Raw genomic sequence first — 23,003 nt, 5'->3', positions numbered from 1 at the left:
GTTCCCCCTTATGTGTATTGCAGTTAGCGCGTCTTGACCAAGGGTCTATGCCCCCATGACTAAAAATGCCGCGACTCGCGAAGCCTATGGATCACTCCGCAACCATGCCTTCAACGATCGAACCGATACTCCTCCGCCCGCACACGCCGCGTGCGTCGGCGAAAGCTGAAGGTGAATCCCGGCCAGATCGCAGTCACTTTGCCGCTCCTCGTCTGATACCAGCTGTGGCAACCCGTGGTCCAGACGGAACGCTGCATGTCATGCTGAAGACGCGCGTTGAAAGTCTGCTGCACATCGGCGCGCAGGGTCATCGTACGGGCGCGTTGGTAACGCAGCGTGCGCAAACAATCGGCGATGTACTGGATCTGCGACTCGATCATGTAGATCATCGAGTTGTGTCCGAGTCCTGTATTGGGACCGGCCATCATGAAAAAATTCGGGAACCCGGCGATGCTTGTCCCGAGATACGCCTGCGGTCCGTCATGTAGCCACAGGGCGCTAAGATCCGCGCCGTCTACGCCCGTGACCTCGAACGGCGCACCGACGTCGTTCACCTGAAACCCGGTGCCGCAGATGATCGCGTCCACTGCGTGAAGCATGCCATCTTCGGTGACGACGCCGTCCGCCACGATCTCGCGGATCGCATCCGTGATTACCTCGACATTCGGCTGACTGAGCGCCGGATAATAGTCGCTGGATAGCAGCACGCGCTTGCAGCCGAACCGGTAGCGGGGCGTGAGTTTGGCGCGCAATGCAGGGTCTTTCACGCGCCGTTCCAGATAGCTCAGTCCGAACCGGGTGGGCAGCGACATGAGCTTGGGATTGACGACGAATCCCACTGCACGCGACTCCAGTTGCCAGTAAATCGCGCTGCGCACGAGGCGCTGCGTGAGCGGCAGGTGCTGAAACCACCAACGCGTGCGTGCGCTGATTGCTTTGTCGGGTTTGGGCATGATCCACGGCGGCGTGCGCTGGAACAGGTCGAGCCGGGCCACGCGCGGCTGGATTTGCGGCACGAACTGGATGGCGCTCGCGCCGGTGCCGATCACTGCGACGCGCTTGCCCTCGAGTGGATAGTCGTGATCCCAGCGGGCCGAATGGAACAGTTTGCCGGCGAAGCGTTCAAGTCCGTCGATGCGCGGCAGAGCGGGGCGCGACAAGGGCCCGCTCGCGGCAATCACGACATCGGCCTCGACGGTTTCGCGCCGGCTAAACGCATGGCTGTCAGCGCGATTCTCAGCGCGACTCTCAACGGGGTTCGCGGCAACACCGGCTGGGTCGCTCGAATCAGCCAAGGGGTCATCGAACGACACCTCGAAGCTCGCATCTCTCGGCGCGCGATCGAAGCGCTCGAGTTCGAGCATCCACACCTGCTTCGTTTCGTCAAAACGGGCCGCCACGACCCGCGTGCGACGCCGCAGATACGGCTCGAGTTCGTACTTGCGCACGCAATGCTTGAGGTACGCGAGTATCTCGGCCTGCGGGCTGAACGCGCGCGACCAGTTGGGATTGGGTTCGAAAGAGAACGAATACAGATGCGAGGGCACGTCGCAGGCGGCGCCCGGATAGGCGTTGTCGCGCCACGTGCCGCCAATCTCCGCGGCGGCCTCGTAGAGGGTGAACGACTCCAGCCCCATGCGCCTCAACCGGATGGCCATGCCAATGCCGGCGAAGCCACTTCCGACAATCGCAATGCGCAACGCTGGCGTGGGGGACGACATGGGCGGGTCTCCGCGGCAATCGTGCAATCGGGTTGTGGGAGGAGCGTCTACAGTTGTCTACGCTTGTTACGCGCAGGGTAGACAACTGTACACATCGCGTCAAGATGGTTTACAGTTCAAACGCTATGGCTGCTGACCTTCCATCCACTGTCGACTTCGAACTCGCTCCCGGCAAACGCAGGCTGATCGAGGCGGCGTTGCGCCTCACGGCGGGCGGGCGCAGTTTCGCGAGTCTCGGCTTGCGTGAGATCGCGCGTGAGGCGGGGCTCAATCCAAACACGTTCTACCGGCATTTCGACACGCTCGACGATCTGGCGCGCGAGGCGCTCGGATGGGTCAGCCGTCGCCTGCGTCCCATGTTGCGCCGTGAGCGCTGGCTCGCGGCTCATGATGAACCGCACAGCGTGCCGCGCCGCGCGTGCGTCGCGTTCTTTACGTTCGCACTGGAAAACCGCGAGGCGTTTCTGAGCGCGCTCGCCGAGTATCACGGCTCGTCGCCAGCGCTGCGTGCGGCGGTGCGCACCAATCTGCACGAAGTCGCTGCCGAGATGGCCGACGACGTGGTTCAGCTCAAGCTCATGCCGGCGCTCAACCCGGCCACCGTGGACGAGGTCTGCACGCAGATCGTCCTGCAGCTGTTTCACCTGTCGCAGGAATACATTGGCAATGCACCGCACCGCGGCGCATTGATCGAATACGCCGAGCGTTTTATCGTGCGTTTGTTCGTGGGTGCTTCGACGCTTGCGCAGAGCGAGGCACCGCTTTCGGGGCGCTCATAACGAAACAGGCTCCTTGAGAAAGGAGCCTGTTTTCAGCCGCGCCACGCCTGGCGCGTTCACGCGTTCACGTGGTTATCGGTCAGTTGTCGTTCCACCCGCCGGAATCGTCGTTACCCATGTCGACGTTGCCGCCGCCGCTGCCATCGTCCCAGTCGTTCGATCCCTGACCGAAATCGAGGCCGCCGCCGTTATTGCCGCCGTTGCCCCCGTTATCGCCCCGGCGACGCGATTCGTCGTCGATGATCACTTCGCGATCCCGGCCGCCGTTGAGCACCTGGCCGAGCAGCACGCCGGTCAGGAGACCGCCCATGCCGCCACCGAAGCCGCCGCCTTGCTGCACGACCACCGGCGGTTGCTGTTGCGGCGGGTAAGGATAGGGCGGTTGCGGCGGGTTGCCGAAGCGTTCGGCTTCACGCGCGTAAGCCGAGTCGCTCGAACTCGCAGCCGCCGGTGCCGCATACGGATCGGGACGGCCTTCCGCGCGTGCCTTGAGACTCGCGACCCGTTGCTCCAGCTCGTCGACCTGATAGGGCGGCACGGGATTCTTGCTGTTCGACAGCGCCTCGACGAGGTTGCGCAACTCGTCTTCAGTGCCTTCCACTTCCTTCGCTAATGCCTCGTGACCGGCAGCGGCGGACAGCTTCACGTCGAGCTTCAGCGAGCGCACCGCGTTCAGCAGATCCGTAGCGCGTTTGAGCTGGGTGCGGCGATCGTCATCGGCACGCGAATCATCCTGCGTGCGCGCGCGTCGCAGCGTCCAGCGCAGTACGATCGCCACGCCGATCAGCACGATGGCGATGCCGATCATCAGGCCCGTCGAAGGGCCATGATGTTCCGGCGCCGGTGGCGCCATCGCAGCCTGCGCCTGCATGGACGGCGCGTTTTGCTGCGCGAGCGGATTGTTGATGCGACTGCCCGTTGCGCCCGCGCGCTCGGCGGCCCGGCGGATCATCGCTTCGGTCTGCGCGAAGCGGGTCGGGTCGGTGAAGCGGATCTGCGGATCGAGCGTCTTGGCCTGCTGAACCTGCGCCAGCGCGTCAGCCGCGCGGCCTTCGTTCACCAGCACCTGGGCATACAGGTAGTGCGCGCGCGCATTGTTCGGATGCGCCTGCAGCACTTCGGTGAGCGCGGAATCGGCTTGTTGCCAGTTGCCGCGCGCCATGTCCGATTCGATCTGCTGGGCGCTCGGCACGGCGAAGGCCAGCGAGCAGACCAGCATGAGCGAAGCGAAAGCAGCTGCAAAAAGTTTTTTCATGTGTCGGACCGGACGATTTGACGCCCGTCTCCATGGCAATCGTCTCCGCTGTGACACGCAGCGCCGCATGAAAGCCGGCGCCGCGTCACGGCGGTGTACTGCTGGCTACTGCCGCAATTGACTGCAGCCAATCACTGCGCCGGCGTGTTCAACTGCTTCTTCAACGCTTCGAGGCGGTCTTCGACCGACGGGCCGCGATTCAGATCGGCGAGCTTGTCGTCGAGTGCCTTGCCGCTTTTCGTATCGGCCGAATTCAGCCGTGCGTCGGAGCGTGCGTTCGACAGTGCCACCTTGTCTTCCAGCTTCTGGAAATCCTCGGCGAGATTCTTGCCGCCAATGCCGCCCAGCGCGGTGGCCGCCGTATCTTTGGCCTGCGCGATCTGCTGCTTGGCCTGCAGGATGTTCGAGCGCGCGTTGAGGTCGTTGCGGCGCGTGCGCATGTCGTCGATCTGGCTCTTCAACTGATCGACCGACGGCTCCAGCGTGCTGAGTTCTTTAGCCAGCGCGTCGCGTTCCGCTTCGGCGGTGGCCTGAGCGCCGAGTGCTTCGCGCGCGAGGGTCTCGTCACCGGCTTGCAGCGCGCGCTTGGCGCCGTCTTCGTATTTGCGGGCCTTGTCGGCGGCAACATCGCGCTTGCTCTGCTGAGTGGCGACCTGCGCCTGAATCTCGATCAGCGAGTTCTCGGCTTTGGCGATGCTGGCATCGAGCTCGCGCACGATCTGCCGCGAATCGCGCGACGGGTCTTGCACGGAATCCGCAGCGTCGTTCAGGAGACCCTTGAGCGTGCGCGAGATGCTGTCAATTAGCGACATGAATACCTCCGTAGAATGAAATCGGCGCTGAGTACCGAGGCGCGCGTAACCACGAGCGATCACTAGTTTACGCCGCTGCGCGCAAGATTGCGCAGGCAGCCGGTGCGGAAGTCGGGGCACGCCGGCGAATTGCAATAGCGGCGCCGCAAATTGTTCGGCCGCCATGTGACGCCAGTGCGTGACGCCCCTGAACGACTGCATCAAGTGACGTCGATGAGCAGGCACGCGCCAGGGCTCAACTGCTGGCGGATATTACACCACGCCGTGTCTTAAACACGCCTTAAAGCCGTGGCTTTTGCGAGTTTCGAACGGCGATTCGAAGCGTTGACGGGAGAATATTTCAAGCTTCGTCAAGAGTGATGCGAAATGTGTCGAACGCGCTGGCGCGGGTCATGTCGAAGTAGCCGAAGTCGCGTTCGCTTTTTATGATGGTCAAGCTGAGGCTGCGCTCAGGCCGCTGTCGCGCCGCACGCAAATCACCTGCCACCCGCGCTCAGGCAAAGCGTCCGTCTTCCGGCGCGGGGTCATTGCGCGGATCGTCTTCTTCGCGGCTCGGCTCGGGCCGCACGCGCCGCCGCAGCGAGGGCAGGATGGACGACGGCTCGGCGGTTTCCAGCGCCGCCGGGCGCCGGGCACCGTTGTTGGCATTGGCGCGTGCAGCGGCCGCCGCCGCTTCCACGGCGGTCATGCGCGCCACGGCTTCGGCCTCGGCGGCAGCGAGTTCTTCCTCGGGTGTGCGCACCAGCGCAGCGAGGACGTCGGCGGGGAGTAAGGGCGGGGGAACCGGTTCGGCGGCGGCCGGCGTCTCAGCCGCGCTGTCTTTTTTCAGCACGGACGGCAGCGCCGCGCGGGCGTTGCGGGTGTCGCTCGCAACCCGCGCCAGCGCTGCGTTGAGGGCGTCGGGTTCACGCGGGGCGCGCATCCGGTCGACGATGCTCGCCGCCTTCACCTGTTCGCTGGTGACGCTGAAGCTCAGCACGGCGCGGCGCATCAGTTCACTGACGCTGATGCCGAGTTTTTCCGCACTCGCGGCGATCGCGCGTTTCTGGGCAGGAGTCACAAAGACGACGATGCGTTCGCTGGGCTTGTTCATAGTCTTGCTCGCGTAACTTGTTTGGCGTCGAACGGCTGAAGAGGCGCGCGGCCGCACTGGCGATTCGTGCGACAAGACCATCATAAGGCGAGTTGCCTTATTGCGAAATGGGCGGCGAATGAAAATCCCGTGACATCAAGGGCTTGAGGCGTTTCCGGCAGGCTTGTCCACAGGCCTTTCAACAATTTCTGTTAATAACTGCGGCGTGGCGCACAATCGCAACGAACGCTTTGCATGTAAGGGAGCGGGGAACGATCACGAGGGAATTCTTACAAAAAAAGGCCCGTCGAGCGGGCTTGATTTCTTTAAAATGCGCTGTTACGTTGCGCGGGGCTCCCTCCAGGCCGGGCCCTGTACGCGCGCCGAGCAGGCCAACGGGGACGCAGGGCCGTCCGGCGGTATCAGTCAGGCGTGCAGTCACGCGCCCATTATTCGAGTCATGCCAATCATCAAACGACCGCAATCCTCAAACTCTCCGGGTGGTGCAGACCGGGATCCCTATCACCGCACTCCAGGGCGTAATGACGGCCAGTCGGGCGACGAGCCGGGTGGCCGCTCGCTTGGCGCGCGTATCCTGCTGACCGTGTTCGGTCTGCTGGCAACCGTCGCCGTGGTGGGGGCGCTGATCGTCGGCTACGCGCTGATCGTGATGGGGCCGCAACTGCCGTCGCTCGAAGCGCTGACCGACTATCAGCCGAAGGTGCCGCTGCGCATTTATACCGCGGACCACGTGCTGATCGGCGAATTCGGCGAAGAGCGGCGTAATCTCGTGCGCTTCCAGGACATTCCGGACCAGATGAAGAAGGCCGTGCTCGCCATCGAGGACTACCGCTTCTACGAGCACGGCGGCGTGGACTTCGTGGGCATCCTGCGGGCGGGTTCGGCGGATCTGTTGCATGGCGGCGCGTCGCAGGGCGCGAGCACGATCACCATGCAGGTGGCGCGTAACTTCTTCCTGTCTAGCGAGAAGACCTACACCCGCAAAGTTTACGAAATGTTGCTCGCGTACAAGATCGAGCGGGCGCTTTCCAAGGACCAGATTCTCGAGTTGTACATGAACCAGATTTATCTGGGCGAGCGCGCCTACGGCTTTTCGGCGGCGGCGCGCGTGTACTTCGGCAAGGACCTGAAGGATCTCTCACTGGCCGAGTGCGCGATGCTGGCGGGGCTGCCCAAGGCGCCGTCCGCGTATAACCCGGTGGTCAATCCGAAGCGCGCGAAGATTCGTCAGGAATACATCCTGAAGCGCATGCTCGATCTGCGCTACATCACGCAGGACCAGTACGACGCGGCGGTCAAGGAAGAGATTCACACCAAGAACCCCGGCAACGAATACAGCGTGCATGCCGAGTACGTGGCGGAAATGGTGCGTCAGATGATGTACGCGCAGTACAAGGACGAAACCTACACGCGCGGCCTGAACGTCATCACCACCGTGGATTCCGCCGACCAGGAAGCAGCCTATTCGGCGGTGCGCAAGGGCGTGATGGATTACGAGCGCCGTCACGGCTACCGTGGACCGGAAGGCTATGTGGAATTGCCGCCGCCGGGCGACGACCGCGATCAGGCCATCGACGACGCCCTGACCGATCACCCGGACAACGGCGAGATCGTCGCGGCCGTGGTGACCGCGGCGAATCCGAAGCAGGTGCAGGCGCAGTTCCTCGACGGCACCGAGGCCACCATCAACCCGGACGGCCTGCGTTTCGTCACGGCCGCGTTGAGCCCGCGCGCTTCGGGCGCGCTGCGTATCAAGCCGGGTTCGATCGTGCGCCTGATTGCCGATGACAAGGGCAACTGGCAGATCACGCAGTTGCCGCAGGTGGAAGGCGCGCTGGTGTCGTTGACGCCGCAGGACGGCGCGATCCGCGCGCTGATTGGCGGCTTCGACTTCAACAAGAACAAGTTCAATCACGTGACGCAGGCCTGGCGTCAGCCGGGTTCGAGCTTCAAGCCGTTCATCTATTCAGCTGCGCTCGACAAGGGCCTCGGACCGGCAACCATCATCAACGATGCGCCGCTGTATTTCCCGCCGAGCACGCCGGGCGGCGACGCGTGGGAGCCGAAGGACGACGACCAGCCGGATGGTCCGATGCCGATGCGTCTCGCGCTGGAGAAATCGAAGAACCTCGTGTCGATCCGGATTCTGTCGTTCATCGGTACGAAGTACGCGCAGGACTTCGTCACGCAGCGCTTCGGTTTCGATGCGGACAAGACGCCGCCGTATCTGCCAATGGCACTCGGTGCGGGTCTGGTCACGCCGTTGCAATCGGCGGGGGCGTACGCGGTGTTCGCGAACGGCGGCTATCGCATCAACCCGTATCTGATCGGTGAAGTGACGGACGCGCGCGGTCAGCCGATTTCGCGGGCTCAACCGTTGACGGCAGGCCGCGATGCGCCGCGTACCATCGACCCGCGTAACGCCTTCATCATGAACAGCCTGCTGCATTCCGTGGCGACGGCGGGCACGGGCGCCGGCACCAATGCGCTGAAGCGTTCGGACCTGCAGGGCAAGACCGGTACGACCAATGACGCGAAGGACGGCTGGTTTGCCGGCTATCAGCAGTCGCTGGTGGCGGTGGCCTGGATGGGCTATGACCAGCCGAAGAGCCTCGGCAGCCGCGAGTTCGGTGCGCAACTGGCGTTGCCGATCTGGGTGGAGTATATGGGCCGCGCGCTGCGTGGTGTGCCGCAGGCCGAACCGGCCATGCCGGATACGGTGACCACGGTCGATGGCGAAATGTTCTACAAGGACGTGACGCCGGGTAATGGCTTCATCGCGAGTATCGGTCTCGATTCGGCCAATCCGTTGGCGGGTGCGAGTGACGCCGTGGGTGGTGTCGGGCCGGCCGGGATGACGCCGCCTGCACCGGCGCCCGATGTCTCGTCGAGCGAAAAGCAGCAGATCATGAATCTGTTTGAATCGAACAAGCCTTGAGGGTGATGGGGCGGGTTTGAGTGGATTGAGGCGCGGCGCATACACATGCGCCGCTGTCTTTTAAGCGATTGACTTCAACGACTTAAGCACGCTGCCCCAAGGTTATCAACAAGGCTGTGAACAGTTTCTGGGGATAAGTTTGTTTGATACCGGCGCCTTCACTGGCGCCATCGCGATCATTCAGGCGTGACGCGTGCTTCGAATCCCAAGCCATCGTCCCAACCGGCGGCTCCCCCATCGCCTGAAACAACGTCACTGTATCTGTCAGCCGCGCGCCCGAATAGCGAATCTCATTGCGCCACGTATTTCGGTCGAATCATTTCGTTAAATCAAGTTCGCTACGAGGGCCGCGGCTCCAGCGACGCAACTAAGGGTTTTCCCATTGCGGGACAGTAGGCACGCCGTCAGCGTCTACGTTTTTTGCTGATGAGGACGGAGAGCGATGCGCGCTTTGTTGCTAGGTTTGTGCTTTGCATTTGTAATTAACGGATGTGCGACGTAAAGATAACCGGGCCGTCCTGCGTTCAGTCACAGACCCATGCAGGTTTGATGAATAGTCCCGTGCTCGAAAAGCGCTTGCGTACCACGAGCCAAAGCGAGACAGGCGCGATGTACTGTGTCTTTATCTTCATTTTTTGTCTCCCGATCCTGCACGCTAAAGCCCGTGACGATGTTTATATTCAGGATCGTTCCTGCGGATCGAATACACCCAGTCGTCCCATTCTTCCGGCAGCATGTAGGTGAGTGCCGCCTCCGATCGACGGTCTATGTACAGGTCTTTCTGTTCAGGGGACAAACTTTTCCAGAACGGGGTCCATACATGGCGGTCCCAGTACTCCTGTTCGCCTTGATTGTAGGAAGCAAGCGGACCCAGATCGGGGTACATGATCCACGGCGGATTGGGACTGAACTGCACTTCAGAGAGACGGTCCAGCAGTTCCGAGTCGTTCGTCAGCAGAGAGACGTTACGCCCGAGGAATTCGACGCGGGTGGCGACGAACGAAGTAAATTCTCCGCGCCGGAAGTGCCGGAAATCCTGGTCCTCACCCTCGCCACGAACGATGCTGAGAAAGCGGGGATATGCGGCAGCCTCCATGTTTTGGGCCCATAAGAACGCATGGAAACCGTGTTCCCCTAGGTACTCAACGCGTGCATAGCTCGAAGGACGGATAGTTCGTGTAGACACTGCATTCCCAAAAATGATATGTAGCAGTTCAGGCGTTCTTCTGAACAGTTCAGACAGGTGTTTTTCGTGGTCCATCGGTCGTTTCCATTCCGCTGTAAAGCGGTCGCGGACCTTCTCAAAGATCGACATAAAGCCCCTTAATTCACGCCTGCTTTGTCAAGTATGTAATTCTCGCCAAAGTAGCCGATTGCGCTGCCGATGATTCCTCCAACCAGACCCGTAATGAAGGCGCCCGGCCCCAGTTCGATTCCGCACAGCGTACCTTCGGCTGCACCGATACGCGCAGCGATGGCGGCGCTAGCCCACCGGCCTGCGATACTACCTTCCCAGCCGGCCATCTGACGGAGAGTTGATTTCTCTATTGGTCTTATGCTCTTGATGCGAATAGACCGTTCTGCGGACATGGCCAGATCGTATCCAGTCAAGAATATGCCAAACACCTGTACCACACGCGCCCACTTCTCGAAGCCAAAAGTAATCGCCAGTCCTGACCTCGAAAAGATGCCGTCCGCAGGAACCACGGGCGCGGGCTTGACCAGATATTCGTTATCGACACCCAATGATTTTTTCAGCGTGTTCAGGCCCTCACGCCGCTCCCTGGAGGGAAGGTCTTTTAGGTATCCGTCAACGGCTTCCCCGATTTCATCTGGAGTAACGAGCTTTGCACCGTAACGTTTGGCCTTGGCAATATCGACATAGATGGTTTTTCCGTCAAAGCGCGGCGAACCCTCGGGGAAGCTTCCGCTTGCCGAAGAGAAGGAAGTCACCTTGTCCCTGCCCAGAACGTGCTCGGCGATGCTCGCCAATGAATCAGGATTGCGCGCCCAAAGCCCGGTAAGCTCCGGATAAACTTCCCTGATTTTCTGTAACTCCGAAAGCTCCAGGCCGCCTAGGTAGGGGTTGTTGATGGTCGTGTAGGTTTTTCGGACAAGGAAGCCTTCGGGACCGACTTCATCAACGGTCACGAAGAAGAACACTCTTGCGGGCATCAGGTGCCCCAGAACGTCGAATCGGGAATCGGGCTTTGTGTTCGTGGTGGTCTGGTAAACGTATTCGCTCATTGCTTCCAGCGCTCCAGTGCTTTGATACCAACCGCGATGTCGAGTGTCTTTAGGTCTGTCGTGTGAACGCGGGGGCAAAGGCCATCTTTGTCTGCCAGCCCTTGGTGGGTTGTACCTGTGACGTCTGTGATGTGGTAAAGACAATTGGCAACGGCGATACCCGATTCGTCAACAACGCGGATTTTTTTGTCGTGGCTGCGCACGCCCTGTGCGGAAGAATCCAGCATGCCTGTGCGGGTGGTAGTGCCGCTCCCCCATTCCTCGATGAGATAGTCTCGGCGTCCCGCGAGTACAAAATTCTTTCTGCATGCACACGCGACCAAGTCCAGGTCCTTGCCCATCTTGCGGCCTTCATCCGTCCAGTCAGTGACGCTACCGAGGATGCGCCAGGGGCCATCACGGCACTCACCACGTGATGCCCAGTCGAGATCAACGGCGAGCGGGCGGCCTTCTTCGACATACTGCGTGGATGACCCGCTCAGCACCTGACCGCGCGTACTTGTGCGGTCGCCCATTGCAGCAAGTGCCTTCATCGTGTTGCGTCCCAACGTTCGAGGGCCTGCATGCCAACAGAGATATCGAGCCGTGAAACGTCATCGGTGTGGACGCGGTCACAGTAGCCGGATGCATCGGTAAGTCCCTTGTAGACACCGCCACCTGCGGCGCGGATATGGTAGGGAACGCTGGAAAGCGGACGATTGGTTGCGTCAAGAATGCGCACGCGTTCGTCGTAAGCGCCGTGATCTTTGCTGGACGTTGATGTTCCGGGAGTGTCGCCGCCCATCGCCGCCCATTCTTCGGGCGTGAAGGATTGCCAGGCGCTATCCTGTGTCGCGAGCATGACGGGTGGCGGCGTGCATTTGCAGATGCAGATATCGCCATCCAGCGCCTGCTGCTTGCCCATCATCGCCGCTTTTTGGTGCGGTCCTTTCCAGCCAATCACGCCTTCGGATTTACATCCGTTGCACCATACCCTTGCACCGATGAACGTGATGGGCGTTCCGTGGTGCGTGCAGTTGCTGATACCTTCGGTGACTACACCGCCATTTGTGGAGCGGTCGCCCACTTTCAGGATGGCTCGCCTCATGCAAGGCCCCCCGCGTTGTATCCCTGCCTTCCAGACATTCCGTTACCTCCGTGAAGCGGGCCAGGACTACTGGCCCGGTGATTGGGAACCGGTCATGCGACGGGCGAAAGCGCGCCCGTATGTGCGATGCTGATGCCGCTTTCACGAAGGAGGTATCGGACGAATCTGATTAAGGGCGCGACCAATGCACGGCGCATTGCTGCGCGCGCTTGACTTGCTTGGCATCACGCGCGTCACCCTCTCGCGCCTCCTGAACGAGCGTGGAGGAATCACGCCTGAAATGGCGCTTCGTATCGAACAGTGGCTAGGGGTGGAGCCGGGCTGACCTGTGGCTTGGAATGCAACTCGACTAGGATCCGTTGAGGCGAAAGGTAGTTTCCCCGCACCGCCGCATGTGGGGAAACGTAGGGGAATGGATGTTTGGGGCTATGTGGGGAAAAATTTATCTTCCGCACATCGCCCGCAAAGCCTTGTGCCACGGGCGAATTAATTACAGGGCGTGATTTTTTCATAGAATTATGAACAAAGCCTGTGGATAAAGTTACCCCGCAACGCATAAGGCCTACAAACATCTGCTCTGTTTAGATTCAAAAGGTTAGATGTTTACATATTGGACTCGGCGCTCGCTGGAATCCGACCGTGACATCTGTTTTGTGGGGAATATCGTGGGGAAAAATGGTTCGCAAAACATCCGCGAAGAGGTGCTCCTGAAACTCACAGCAGCCGATCATCCCTCATGCGGTTTAGCGCGGCTCATACGCAATCCGGGACGGCCCACAGACTGGCTGTTTCCCCTGAACCGGAATTCACCAGTTTTCGACTAGCAGCACTGAATTTTTGTGCCGCGAACGCGCTTGCGCATCACGCGTTTTCGCGTACGCGAAAATTTCGGTGCGACGGACAGCTTTACCCTTTGTTGTTAAGCATTAGTTATCCTTATCTAGGAAGATGGATTAATGCAGCTCGCAAAAACGCAAAGTGCCCTGTCATTCAATCGAAAGTTTATTCGTCACTGCGCTCCGCAGTCGACGCAAAGTTGATTGCCAAGGCAGGCGGCGTGGCTGCGGGAAAGACTGTCAGTGACGGAAGAACGGGAATGAGAGCGATCCTGATTGACCCGGAAAGGTGCACCGTCGAAGAGGTCGAATGCGTAGGTCAAAAACCCGAGCGTAAGGTGAAAGCTATGAAGAGTCAGTTCGACCATTGACCGGGGCGCATTCCGCACCGTCCGCGACCGTCTTGATCGCAAAGGATGTTCGCAACTGAACCACGATTTGCGCTTTGCAGCGCGTGCTGCTTGATTACATGCAGCAGGGGTCCTATTCTTTGGCATCGCCATACGAATATATCGAGATGCCGGGAGTGCGAAATTTTGTGCCAGAATCAGAAATTCTCGTTAAATGTAGGACTCCTTTTGAAGAAAAATTGATGTGGCTACAAGCCTTAGAGCCGTTCCCGAATGGGTAGGAACGAAGGCACTGACTGTAGTTGGTATTCTTGTTCCCGCGGGTTGTTACTTCGCGGGGGCATCAGCCTACCAAGCCTATCTCGGGGCGTTTAACGCCGACGCCGAAGCGTTTCCAATAGATCAAGCTTCACACTTGATCAATGGCGTACAGGTATCTTTCGGTTTCATTGCTGACATTTTCCGTGGAGACCCAAAGTCTTGGCTTGTGTTAGTGGCATATTGTGTGGCATCGGCGTTTGGTGGGTTCGTCTGGTCTCTCGTACGACAATGTCTCGCGGACAAAATCCTGGAGACCAAACCATCTGGCTGGACAGGGAAGGTCAGGACGGCATGGCTTGGAGCCATCTGGATTCTGCTCGTTGCAGCTGCAGTATGTCTGCTTGGAATTGTCGTTGCGCTCCCGGGTGTGATTGGCGAGACAGCCGGATCAAAGCAGGCCGAAGAAAAACTGCATGACTTCAACCAGGGCTGCCAAAATGCGGTGGCAAAATGTATCAGCCTGAAAAAGGACGGGAAAGAGCTGACACACGGCTTTCGCGTTGCACAGTCAAAGGATCGAATCGGCGTCTACCTAAGCGGCGTCACCACGGAATATGAGTCGACCGGTTTGTCAATAGAAACGCTGTCGAAGTAGAGCGCTGCGAGGCATGTACGAGTTAACTTTTACCCCTTAAATCTCTTGCGCCGCGGCACTCGTCTTTACGCTGCGGGTAACTTACCTCTCACACAAATCGGCAGTCTCCTAAGCCTCTATCGCTTCCGGGAGGCTAGTCTTCCGCAGCGAGTGGTGTTTTCCATGTGATTCATGGATCCGCCCGGTCGCAGTGGCGCATCCCTTGCGCGCTACCAACTCAAACTGCGCCACGCGCGACGGCCCACACGCTTCACCCACCGCCGCACTATGCACCGAACCACAACACCGAGCGCGTCGACGTCAATGCCAAACATTCCACCAAACTTCCAAAGCGTGCAGGCGCTCATCGCGCGCGCTAACGCGCACTTTAACGAGCATCGCCTGGCCGAAGCCATCGCCGGGTACGAGCAGGCGTTATCACATCAGCCAGACCATCTCCACGCGCTCCATTGTGCGGGTCTGGCATCGTTCCTCAACAAACAAACAGAAAAAGCGTTCGACTTTCTACAGCGTGCCTTGCTCATCGCGCCTGAGCGCGCCGATATCGCAGAGCAGTGCGGACTTCTGGCCGCGCAGACCGGCGACGCCGCGGCGGCCGAGGGTTTTTACCGCCGCGCACTCGATCTGGACGAGCACTCCGCCACCATCCATTGCAACCTGGCCGATTGCCTGCACGCGCGCGGATGCCTCCGCGAGGCGACGGTCCACTATGTCAAAGCGCTCGAACTCGAACCCGACCTGCACCACGCCCATTCCGCGATGGCAAAGATCAGCGCTGAACTCGGCTTGTTTCCCGACGCCGCGCACTACGGGTTACGTGCGTGGATGCTCGATCCAACGCGCCTCTCCACGGGGCTCGATCTGATCAAGGCACTGTCCAAAGCCGGGCGCGATGACGAGATCGACGACGTGATTCACGCGGTTCGATCCCGTTTCGCAGCGGATGCGATGGCGCTCAAGGACCTCGCTAACGCGCTCAACGGCATTCGTCGCTACCGAGATGCGATCGAGGTCGCCCGGCAAGGTCTGCAAATCGATCCCACGAACGAACGGCTGCACATGAACGCCATGTATGCCTTCGATGCGTTAAACGATCTTGCCGGCCTGCGCAAACATTGTGAGGTGGCCGTGAGATATCTGCCGCAGAACGCCTTCGTGCAGTACGTTCTGGCAACGCTGGAACTGAAGTTCGGAGATTTCGAACAGGGCTGGCAGCGCTGGAAATGGCATGAAAAGACCAACCTTTTTCGTAAGCCCGTTCAGGTAAATTTCCCCGAGTGGTGCGGCGAACCAGTTAGACATGCCAGGTTTCTGCTGGTGAAGGAGCTGGGTTCGGGCGATCAGATCCAGTTTCTTCAACTGGTTCACTGGCTGCATGAGAAGGGTGCGATTGTCGACGTGTGGGTAGATGGTACGCTGGGCGAATTGGCGCGCAGCGTTGACGGCGTGAACGCAGTATGGACGGAAGAGCCGCCAGGACCGTATGACTACTGCTGCCATATGCTGCGCATGCCGGCGGTGATGAAGCTGGACCTGTCGATGCTTCCGCTCGCATGCGGCTACGTGAAAGCAGCGCCGGAGAAACGCCGGCATTGGCGGAGCTATCTCGGCGACCCGACACCACGCACGAGTCATGTAAAACCCGCGAATCACTCCAAACCCGCCACCCGAAAGCGCGTCGGACTCGTGTGGGCGGGTGATCCGACCCATCCGTTCGACCACCACCGGTCGATCAACCTGGACACATTGCGGCCGCTACTCATGACGCCTGCCATCACCTGGTACTCCGTACAAAAAGGAGCGCGTGAACGAGAGTGCGAAGCCATCAAGGACGAGATCGACATACACATCCTCGGCCCGGATATCGTCGATTTCACCGACACGCTGGCGATACTCGAGTCACTTGATCTGCTCATCACGGTCGATACGTCCGTCGCGCATCTCGCCGGCGCTGCGGGCTTGCCGGTCTGGGTGCTGTTGCCCGCGTGCGCGGACTGGCGCTGGTTGATCGACAGGGCGGATAGCCCCTGGTATCCGTCCATGCGCCTCTTTCGTCAGCAGGAACTGGGTGACTGGCAGCCCGTGATTCAAGCGGTGCGAGAAGCGCTGCAAATCACGCCCGACGCGTGAGCGAAAACCGGGCGCCAATCAATTGCGTGTGACGCTCTCCATTTGCTTCGAATCCCCAGCCGGGGCTCCCACCGGCGGCGTGCCCATCGCCTGAAACAACGCTGCTGTATCCGTCAACCGTGCACCCGTGTAGCGAATCTCATCGAGCCGTGCGTTACGGAACTGCTGCTCGCTCGAGCGCGCGGCCGAGACGGGAACCGCGCCCAGTCGATAGCGTGCCGCCGTCTCATCGGAGATGCCTTGTGCCGCGCGCGCCGCGACATTCGCGGCGTCGAGCGCCTGCGCGTCGTGTTCCAGAGCAGCGAGCGTATCCGCGACGTTCTGAAACGCGCTGAGTACGGTCTGTTTGTATTGGTCGATCGCGGCCTCATAAGTGGCCTGCGCGGCCCGGCGCTGCGCGAGCAAGGCGCCGCCGTGGAAGATTGGTTGCGACAGTGATCCGGCCACCGCCCAGATCGCGCCGGCACCGGATAACGCCGCGGGCCAGCTAAATCCCCCTTGCCCCATCGACGCGCTCAGCGACAGACTCGGATACATCTGCGCAGTGGCCACGCCGACATCCGTGGCGGCGGCTTTCAGCGCGGCATCAGCCGCCTGAATATCGGGCCGCGCGCGCAGCAGTTCCGATGGCACCACCACTGGCACCTGCTCGGGCACATGCAGACTGGCCAGATCGAGATCCGCAGGCGCGGCGTCGGGCGTGCGGCCCATCAGCACGGCAAGCGCATGCCGCGTGGTCTGCCATTGCTGCCGCAAGCCCGGCAAACTCGCGGCCAGCGAGGCCGCGTTTTGTTGCGCGCTCAGCATATCCGCGTGCGAAACCGCGCCAAGGTCGTAGCGGCGTGCCGCGTCGCGAGCGTCGTCGTCGGCAAGCGCAATGAGCCGCTCAGTGGTGTCGATCTGCGCATGCAGCGCAGCCGCGGTGATCGCGGCACTCACGATGTTGGCGGCCAGCGCACGTCGCGCGGATTCGAGTTGATACACCTGTACGTTCACGCGTGATGCCAGTGACGCGTTCGCGAGCCGCGACGCGCCGAACAGGTCGATCGTATAGCGCGCCTGCAACTGGCCGACAAAGTCGTTGTAGAGGAACGTGTTCGGTCCGATCTCGGGAATCGCCAGCGCACGTTGCCGCGCTGCCTGAGCGCCGGCGTCGATGGTCGGCAACATCGAGCTACCCACCTGCGCACGCAGTTGCTCGCGAGCAGCGGTGAGGCTCTTGTCGGTGGCGGCGAGTGTCGGGCTATTGCGCAAGCCTTCGTCGACGAGCGCATTCAGGTCGTCCGACTGATACAGACGCCACCACGTCGGCACGGGTTGCGCGCCCACCACGAACTGCTGCGTGATGCCTTGCGCGGGCACCGTCTGCAGGGGCTGCTCCTCGGCGCCGTAATGCGCGGGCTGCGGCATGGTAGGTGCATTGCCGCTCGGGCTGAACGAGCACGCTGCGAGCAACAGCACGCTGCTGCTCACTGCCAGGCCACGGGCGTAGCTCACACGCTGGAACACAGAAATTGCCATGATCAATTTCCCGAGTGCGATGCGGACGCCGCATCGGCTGGCGGCGCTTCGCGTTCGTCGCCGCGCACTCTGAACGAAGCCGCGTAGAGCGCGGGCAGATAGAACAGCGTCAACACCGTGGCGCTCGTGATGCCGCCCATCAGCGCGGTGGCCATCGGCCCGAAGAAATTCGAACTGAGCAACGGTATCAGCGCCAGCACGGCGGCGGCCGCCGTCAACGTGATCGGTCTGAAACGACGCACCGTGGCACCGACAATCGCATCGAAGCGTTTGTGCCCCGAGGCAATGTCCTGCTCGATCTGATCGACGAGAATCACGGAGTTGCGCATGATGATGCCGAACATCGCAATTACCCCGAGCATCGCCACGAAGCCGAACGGCTGGCCGAACAGCAGCAGGGTAGCCACCACGCCGATCAGGCCGAGCGGGGCGGTCAGCACGACCATCAGCACGCGCGCAAAACTCTGCAACTGGATCATCAGCAAGGTCAGCACGGCGATTACCATGATCGGCATCTGCGCGTTGATGGAGGTCTGGCCTTTCGCGCTTTCCTCCACCGAGCCGCCGACCTCGATGCGATAGCCGACCGGCAGCGTCGCGCGAATCTGGCTGAGCGCCTTGTCGACGCTGTTGGTCACGTCGATGCCTTGCGCGTTGGCCGTCACGTCCGATTGCACCGTGATGGTGGGCTGGCGGTCGCGCTCCCAGATCACGCCGTATTCGAGGTCGTAATGCAGGTGGCCGAGCGTGCCGAGCGGCACCGGACCGTTGGGCGTGGGCATCGCGAGTTCGGTCAGCCGGGCGGGATCGACGCGCTCGCTTTTGGGCGCGCGCAGATCGACGCTGATCAGCTTGTCGCGCTCGCGGTACTGCGTGACGGTGTAGCCGGACAAGGTCATGGCGAGGAAGCTCGACACGTCGTCGGAGGTCACGCCCAGTTCGCGCGCCTTCTTCTGATCGATATCGAAGCGTACCGAGCGCTCGGACGGCTCGTCCCAGTCGAACTGCACGTTGGTGGTTCGATGATCCGCGCGCATGGTGGCCGCGACGCGTTCGGCAATCGAACGCACGGTGGCAATGTCGTCACCGCTCACGCGGAACTGCACCGGGTAGCCGACCGGCGGACCGTTTTCCAGCCGCGACAGCCGGGTGCGGATGGCCGGAAACTGGTTACGCAATTCGGGTTCGAGCCACTGCGCGAGCTTCTCGCGGTCCTTGACGGACTTCGCGGTGATGACGAACTGCGCGAAATTCGGCGTGGGCAACTGCTGATCCAGCGGCAGATAGAAGCGCGGCGCGCCGGTGCCGACGAAGTCGACGGTGTGGTCGATTTCCGGCCGTCCCACCAGCGCTTTTTCGAGCCGCTGCGCTTCGCGCAAGGTGGCGACGAATGACGCGCCCTCGGGCAGGCGCACGTCGACCAGCAATTCGGGCCGGTCGGAACTCGGGAAGAACTGCTGCGGCACCAGCGTAAAGCCGAGCAGCGAGACGATGAAGAGCGCTACCGTGATGATCAGCACCACGAAGCGTCGTTCGACGCACCAGCCAATCCAGCCGCGCAGGCGCCGGTAGAAGCGGGTGTCGTAGATGTCGTGTTCGTGGTCGTCGGCCTCGTGCGCCTGGCGTTTGCGCTCGGGCAGCATGTGATAGCCGAGCAACGGAATCAGCACCACGGCGGCGAGCCACGACGCAATCAGCGCGATGGCCGAGACTTCGAAGATTGAACGCGTGTATTCGCCGGTGCTCGACTTGGCGAGCGCGATGGGCAGAAAACCGGAGACCGTGACGAGCGTGCCAGTGAGCATCGGAAACGCGGTACTGGTGTACGCAAACGCGGCCGCGCGCGTGCGGTTCCAGCCTTGTTCGAGCTTCACCGACATCATCTCCACGGCGATGATGGCATCGTCCACCAGCAACCCGAGCGCGAGCACCAGCGTGCCGAGCGAAACCTTGTGCAAACCGATGTCGAACAGATACATGCACAACGCGGTCACGGCCAGCACGATGGGAATCGAAATGACCACCACCATGCCGGTGCGCACACCCAGCGAAACGAGGCTCACCACCAGCACGATGGCAATGGCTTCGGCGACCGCTTCGAGGAAGTCATCCACGGATCGCGCGACCGCGTGCGGCATGCTCGACACTTCCACGAGCTTCAGGCCGGCAGGCAGATAGGCGCGCAGCGTGGCCGATTCCTTGTCGAGCGCCTTGCCGAGCTGGATCACGTCGCCGCCCGGTTGCATCGTCACGCCAATGCCGAGCACGGCCTTGCCGCCGAAACGCATCTGCGTGGCGAGCGGATCGTCGTAGCCGCGCTTGATGGTGGCGATGTCGCCGAGCCGGAAAGAGCGGTTGTTGATGCGGATGAGCGTATCGGCGAGCGCCTTGACGTCCTTGAACTGACCGGTGGGGCGGACGAACACGCGATCGTCGGTGGTCGTCAGCGTGCCCGCCGCCGCGACGCTGTTCTGCGAATTGATGGCCTGCGCGATCTGCTGCGGCGAAACGTTCAGGCGCGTGAGTTGCGTGTTGGCAATCTCGATGTAGATGTGTTGGTTAGGATCGCCAAAGTAATCCACCTTGCCCACACCCGGCACACGTAGCAGCACGGTGCGCAGTTCGTCTGCGTAGTCGTGCAGTTGCGCGGGAGAAAAGCCGTCGCCTTCGAGCGTGTAGATGTTCGTGTAGACGTCGCCAAATTCGTCGTTGAAGAAGGGGCCCTGGACGCCGGGCGGCAAGGTGGCCGCGATATCGCCCACTTTCTTGCGCACCTGATACCAGGTTTCGGGTACGTTCTTGACCGGCGCGGAATCCTTCATCGAGAAGAACATCAGGGACTCGCCGGGGCGCGAGTAGCTGCGCACGAAGTCGATGTCCGGCGTCTCCTGCAATTTACGCCCGATGCGGTCCGTTACCTGTTCCTGCACCTGACGCGCGGTGGCGCCGGGCCAGAAGGTCTGGATCACCATCACGCGGAACGTGAAGGGCGGGTCTTCGGACTGCGCGAGCTTCGTGTACGCAAGGATGCCGAACAGCGTGGCGAGCGCGATCAGAAACACCACCAGCGCCTGATGACGCAGCGCCCACGCGGACAGATTGAAGCGTCCTTCTTCGTGGGTGGTGCTCATGAACCGAAGTCCTCGGGATGCAGCGGCGCAATGGGATGGATCTTCTCGCCGGCCGTGACCGTGTGAACGCCTTGCAGCACGACGCGCTCGCCGTCCTTGAGGCCGCCGGCAATGGTGATGGTGCGTTCGTCATAACGCGTCACGGTGACGGGGCGCAGTGCCAGCGTGTTGTCGCTGCCAGTGACGACCCAGACGGCGGTCGTGTTGCCTTCGTGGAAGAGGGCGGTGGCGGGTAACGTGAACGAGGCGGTGGTTTGCGCGGGGTTGTCGTTGGGGTTGCTTCCTGCGCTGTTACCGGCGCCGTTATCTGCGCTGTTACCTGCAGCAATGGCCACGTCCGCGGTCATCCCGAGCCGCACGTCGGGACCGGGATTGAGCAGCGTGAGATTGGCGCGCCAGGTACGGCTTTGCAAATCGGCCGCAGGCGACAGTTCGCGCACGCGCGCGGCAAACGTGCGACCCGGCAACGCCGACAATGTCACGCGCGCGCTTTGCCCGACCGCCAGCCCGGCGAGCGCGCTCTCCGGAACATCGACCACCACGTCGACGTCACCGCTCCACGCGAGGTTGTACACGGCCTGTCCCGACGATACGTTCTGCCCGGTCTGCGCCTGTTCCGCCGTGATCACGCCATTGTGGTCGGCGATCAGGTCGGTGTACTGCAACTGGTTCTTTGCCAGCGCGGCCTGTTGCGCCGCCTGGTCGCGCTGGGCCGCGGCGGAGGCATACGCGTTGGTGGTCTGTTCGAGCTGCGCTGTGGAAATGAGGTTCTCGCGCGCCTGCGCCTGATCGCGGTCAAGCTGCTGCTTGGCGTAAACAAGGCTGTGTTGCGCGGCGTCGAGTTGCGCCTGGGTGCTCGCGGCATTCTTTTGCGCGTCGGCGGGGTCGAGCCTCGCGACGACTTCGCCCAGCTTCACGGTGTCGCCGAGGCGCACGCGCCGCTCGATGATCTTGCCGTTGATGCGGAACGACAGCGGCGTGGCGTAGCGTGCCTGCACTTCGCCGGGCAGCGTCGCCGCCGGGGACGTGTTGTCGGCATGCACGGCTGCGGTGACGACGGGACGCGGTGCCGGCGCCGCCGCCTCGCGCTGATGACACGCGCCGAGCAGGACGAGCCCAGCCAATGCGACGGCGCCAGTGACACGGCGCATGTCGGCGCGCTCAAGCGCACGGAAAAGGGAAGGACGTTGCGCAGAGGGCTTGTGCATCGCATGCGATGCACGACAACCGGGACGATTCACGATGACCCCAGATCAGGAAACGGCGAACGAACACGGCAAGCCGCAGCGGCCGGCGAGCCAGGAAGCAACGACAGAAGCGATGGCAACGCAACGCGCCGATGGCAAACGCGACGCCAACCTGAAGGCAAACGCAACGGCAAGAACCGTTTCGAGCCGCGTACAGCAGCGGTTAGCAGCGCCGATAGATGACCGCGGCCACTGCAAGCGCTCCTCTCCAGGAGCCATCGCTTCGGATGATGCGATGCATTCTAATACACACCTGTATCTGAATGTGTAGTTGTATCTGAATTTCTTTTCAGTGCTACACTCGCCGGCATGAAACGCCAACGACTCACTCGCGAGCAGAGCAAAGACCAGACGCGCCTGCGTCTGCTCGACGCTGCGCAAGCCATTTTTATGAAGAAGGGATTTGTCGCGGCGAGTGTCGAAGACATCGCGGAGGCGGCGGGCTACACGCGCGGCGCGTTCTATTCGAACTTCCGCAGCAAGCCTGAGTTGTTTCTGGAGTTACTGCGGCGCGATCACGAGACGATGAAGGCGGGGCTGGAAAGCATCTTCGAAGACGGGCTCACGCGCGAAGAGATGGAGGCGCGTGTGTTGGCCTACTACAGCAACCTGCACCGCGAGAACAAATGCTTTCTGCTGTGGATGGAAGCGAAGCTTCTCGCAGCGCGCGACGCGCGCTTTCGCGTGCGCTTCAACGCGTTCCTGCATGAAAAGCTGGAAGAACTGGCTGCCTACATCAGCGAATTTTCGCGGCGAGCCGGCACGCCGATGCCGCTGCCGGCTGAAACGCTGGCCATTGGTCTGATGGGATTGTGCGACGGGGTGCAGTTTTTCTACACCACCGATCCGCAGAATGTTTCGGCGCAGACCACGGAAGCGGTGCTGGCGGGGTTTTTTGCGCGCGTCGTGTTTGGGCGCGGCGTACAGCAGTGAGCGGGAC

At 61.4% G+C, this 23,003-nt stretch carries 18 protein-coding genes; 7 read left to right on the top strand and 11 right to left on the bottom strand.

From position 1 onward, the window contains the following. Positions 1-110 precede the first annotated feature (110 nt). The gene (locus tag D0B32_RS22230; protein ID WP_117336461.1) at positions 111-1,721 is read right to left on the bottom strand and encodes an NAD(P)/FAD-dependent oxidoreductase; all 1,611 of its coding nucleotides are present in this window, start codon (positions 1,719-1,721) and stop codon (positions 111-113) included. A gap of 125 nt (positions 1,722-1,846) precedes the next feature. Between D0B32_RS22230 and D0B32_RS22225 the strand changes: the two genes are divergently transcribed. Continuing rightward, entirely contained in the window at positions 1,847-2,500 is a 654-nt protein-coding gene (locus tag D0B32_RS22225; protein WP_117336460.1) for a TetR family transcriptional regulator, read from the top strand. A gap of 79 nt (positions 2,501-2,579) precedes the next feature. On the opposite strand, the gene D0B32_RS22220 is transcribed toward D0B32_RS22225, so the two are convergent. The 3 genes from D0B32_RS22220 to D0B32_RS22210 form a co-directional block, all read right to left on the bottom strand. After that, complete coding sequence (locus D0B32_RS22220; protein WP_117336459.1) at positions 2,580-3,755, bottom strand: tetratricopeptide repeat protein; 1,176 nt, start codon at positions 3,753-3,755, stop codon at positions 2,580-2,582. A gap of 131 nt (positions 3,756-3,886) precedes the next feature. Then, positions 3,887-4,567, bottom strand: a complete 681-nt coding sequence (locus D0B32_RS22215; RefSeq protein WP_117336458.1) for a PspA/IM30 family protein — start codon at positions 4,565-4,567, stop codon at positions 3,887-3,889. Between the two features lie 493 nt (positions 4,568-5,060). Continuing rightward, the gene (locus tag D0B32_RS22210; protein WP_117336457.1) at positions 5,061-5,660 is read right to left on the bottom strand and encodes a plasmid mobilization protein; all 600 of its coding nucleotides are present in this window, start codon (positions 5,658-5,660) and stop codon (positions 5,061-5,063) included. Between the two features lie 439 nt (positions 5,661-6,099). Here D0B32_RS22210 and D0B32_RS22205 point away from each other — a divergent pair, with 439 nt between their 5' ends. After that, complete coding sequence (locus D0B32_RS22205; protein ID WP_117336456.1) at positions 6,100-8,598, top strand: penicillin-binding protein 1A; 2,499 nt, start codon at positions 6,100-6,102, stop codon at positions 8,596-8,598. A gap of 655 nt (positions 8,599-9,253) precedes the next feature. On the opposite strand, the gene D0B32_RS22200 is transcribed toward D0B32_RS22205, so the two are convergent. The 4 genes from D0B32_RS22200 to D0B32_RS22185 all read right to left on the bottom strand — a co-directional run bounded on the left by D0B32_RS22200 (position 9,254) and on the right by D0B32_RS22185 (position 11,932). Further along, on the bottom strand, positions 9,254-9,859 hold the full coding sequence (locus tag D0B32_RS22200; RefSeq protein ID WP_117336455.1) for a hypothetical protein: 606 nt from the start codon (positions 9,857-9,859) through the stop codon (positions 9,254-9,256). 62 nt (positions 9,860-9,921) lie between these two features. After that, a complete protein-coding gene (locus tag D0B32_RS22195; RefSeq protein WP_117336454.1) occupies positions 9,922-10,845 on the bottom strand; it encodes a glycine zipper family protein in 924 nt (307 codons plus the stop codon). Next, the gene (locus D0B32_RS22190) at positions 10,842-11,378 is read right to left on the bottom strand and encodes a PAAR domain-containing protein (protein ID WP_147329554.1); all 537 of its coding nucleotides are present in this window, start codon (positions 11,376-11,378) and stop codon (positions 10,842-10,844) included. The genes D0B32_RS22195 and D0B32_RS22190 overlap by 4 nt, the downstream gene beginning before the upstream one ends. Then, complete coding sequence (locus D0B32_RS22185) at positions 11,375-11,932, bottom strand: PAAR domain-containing protein (RefSeq protein ID WP_117336452.1); 558 nt, start codon at positions 11,930-11,932, stop codon at positions 11,375-11,377. The genes D0B32_RS22190 and D0B32_RS22185 overlap by 4 nt, the downstream gene beginning before the upstream one ends. A gap of 184 nt (positions 11,933-12,116) precedes the next feature. Here D0B32_RS22185 and D0B32_RS33210 point away from each other — a divergent pair, with 184 nt between their 5' ends. The 3 genes from D0B32_RS33210 (at position 12,117) to D0B32_RS22170 (ending at position 16,164) form a co-directional block, all read left to right on the top strand. Then, positions 12,117-12,257, top strand: a complete 141-nt coding sequence (locus D0B32_RS33210; protein ID WP_404935578.1) for a helix-turn-helix domain-containing protein — start codon at positions 12,117-12,119, stop codon at positions 12,255-12,257. A 1,105-nt stretch (positions 12,258-13,362) separates the two neighbouring features. Next, positions 13,363-14,034, top strand: coding sequence for a hypothetical protein (locus D0B32_RS32345; protein ID WP_147329553.1), 672 nt, complete (start codon positions 13,363-13,365; stop codon positions 14,032-14,034). Between the two features lie 171 nt (positions 14,035-14,205). After that, positions 14,206-16,164: a tetratricopeptide repeat protein gene (locus D0B32_RS22170; protein WP_259295093.1), complete on the top strand. Its 1,959-nt coding sequence runs from the start codon at positions 14,206-14,208 to the stop codon at positions 16,162-16,164. A gap of 18 nt (positions 16,165-16,182) precedes the next feature. Here D0B32_RS22170 and D0B32_RS22165 read toward each other — a convergent pair whose 3' ends face one another. From D0B32_RS22165 to D0B32_RS22155, 3 genes are read right to left on the bottom strand one after another with little or no spacing between them, the layout of a single operon-like run. Next, positions 16,183-17,685, bottom strand: coding sequence for an efflux transporter outer membrane subunit (locus D0B32_RS22165; RefSeq protein ID WP_117336449.1), 1,503 nt, complete (start codon positions 17,683-17,685; stop codon positions 16,183-16,185). 2 nt (positions 17,686-17,687) lie between these two features. Further along, positions 17,688-20,816: an efflux RND transporter permease subunit gene (locus D0B32_RS22160; protein WP_117336448.1), complete on the bottom strand. Its 3,129-nt coding sequence runs from the start codon at positions 20,814-20,816 to the stop codon at positions 17,688-17,690. Continuing rightward, positions 20,813-21,967, bottom strand: coding sequence for an efflux RND transporter periplasmic adaptor subunit (locus D0B32_RS22155; protein ID WP_117336447.1), 1,155 nt, complete (start codon positions 21,965-21,967; stop codon positions 20,813-20,815). Before D0B32_RS22155 ends, D0B32_RS22160 begins: the two co-directional genes overlap by 4 nt. Before the next feature lie 91 nt (positions 21,968-22,058). Here D0B32_RS22155 and D0B32_RS32340 point away from each other — a divergent pair, with 91 nt between their 5' ends. Continuing rightward, positions 22,059-22,334, top strand: coding sequence for a hypothetical protein (locus D0B32_RS32340; protein WP_147329552.1), 276 nt, complete (start codon positions 22,059-22,061; stop codon positions 22,332-22,334). Between the two features lie 38 nt (positions 22,335-22,372). Next, a complete protein-coding gene (locus D0B32_RS22150; RefSeq protein WP_117336446.1) occupies positions 22,373-22,996 on the top strand; it encodes a TetR/AcrR family transcriptional regulator in 624 nt (207 codons plus the stop codon). The last annotated feature ends 7 nt before the right edge of the window (positions 22,997-23,003 follow it).

Source organism: Paraburkholderia sp. DHOC27, from assembly GCF_003429005.1.
Lineage (GTDB): Bacteria > Pseudomonadota > Gammaproteobacteria > Burkholderiales > Burkholderiaceae > Paraburkholderia.
This window is presented reverse-complemented; position numbering and strand designations above follow the sequence as displayed.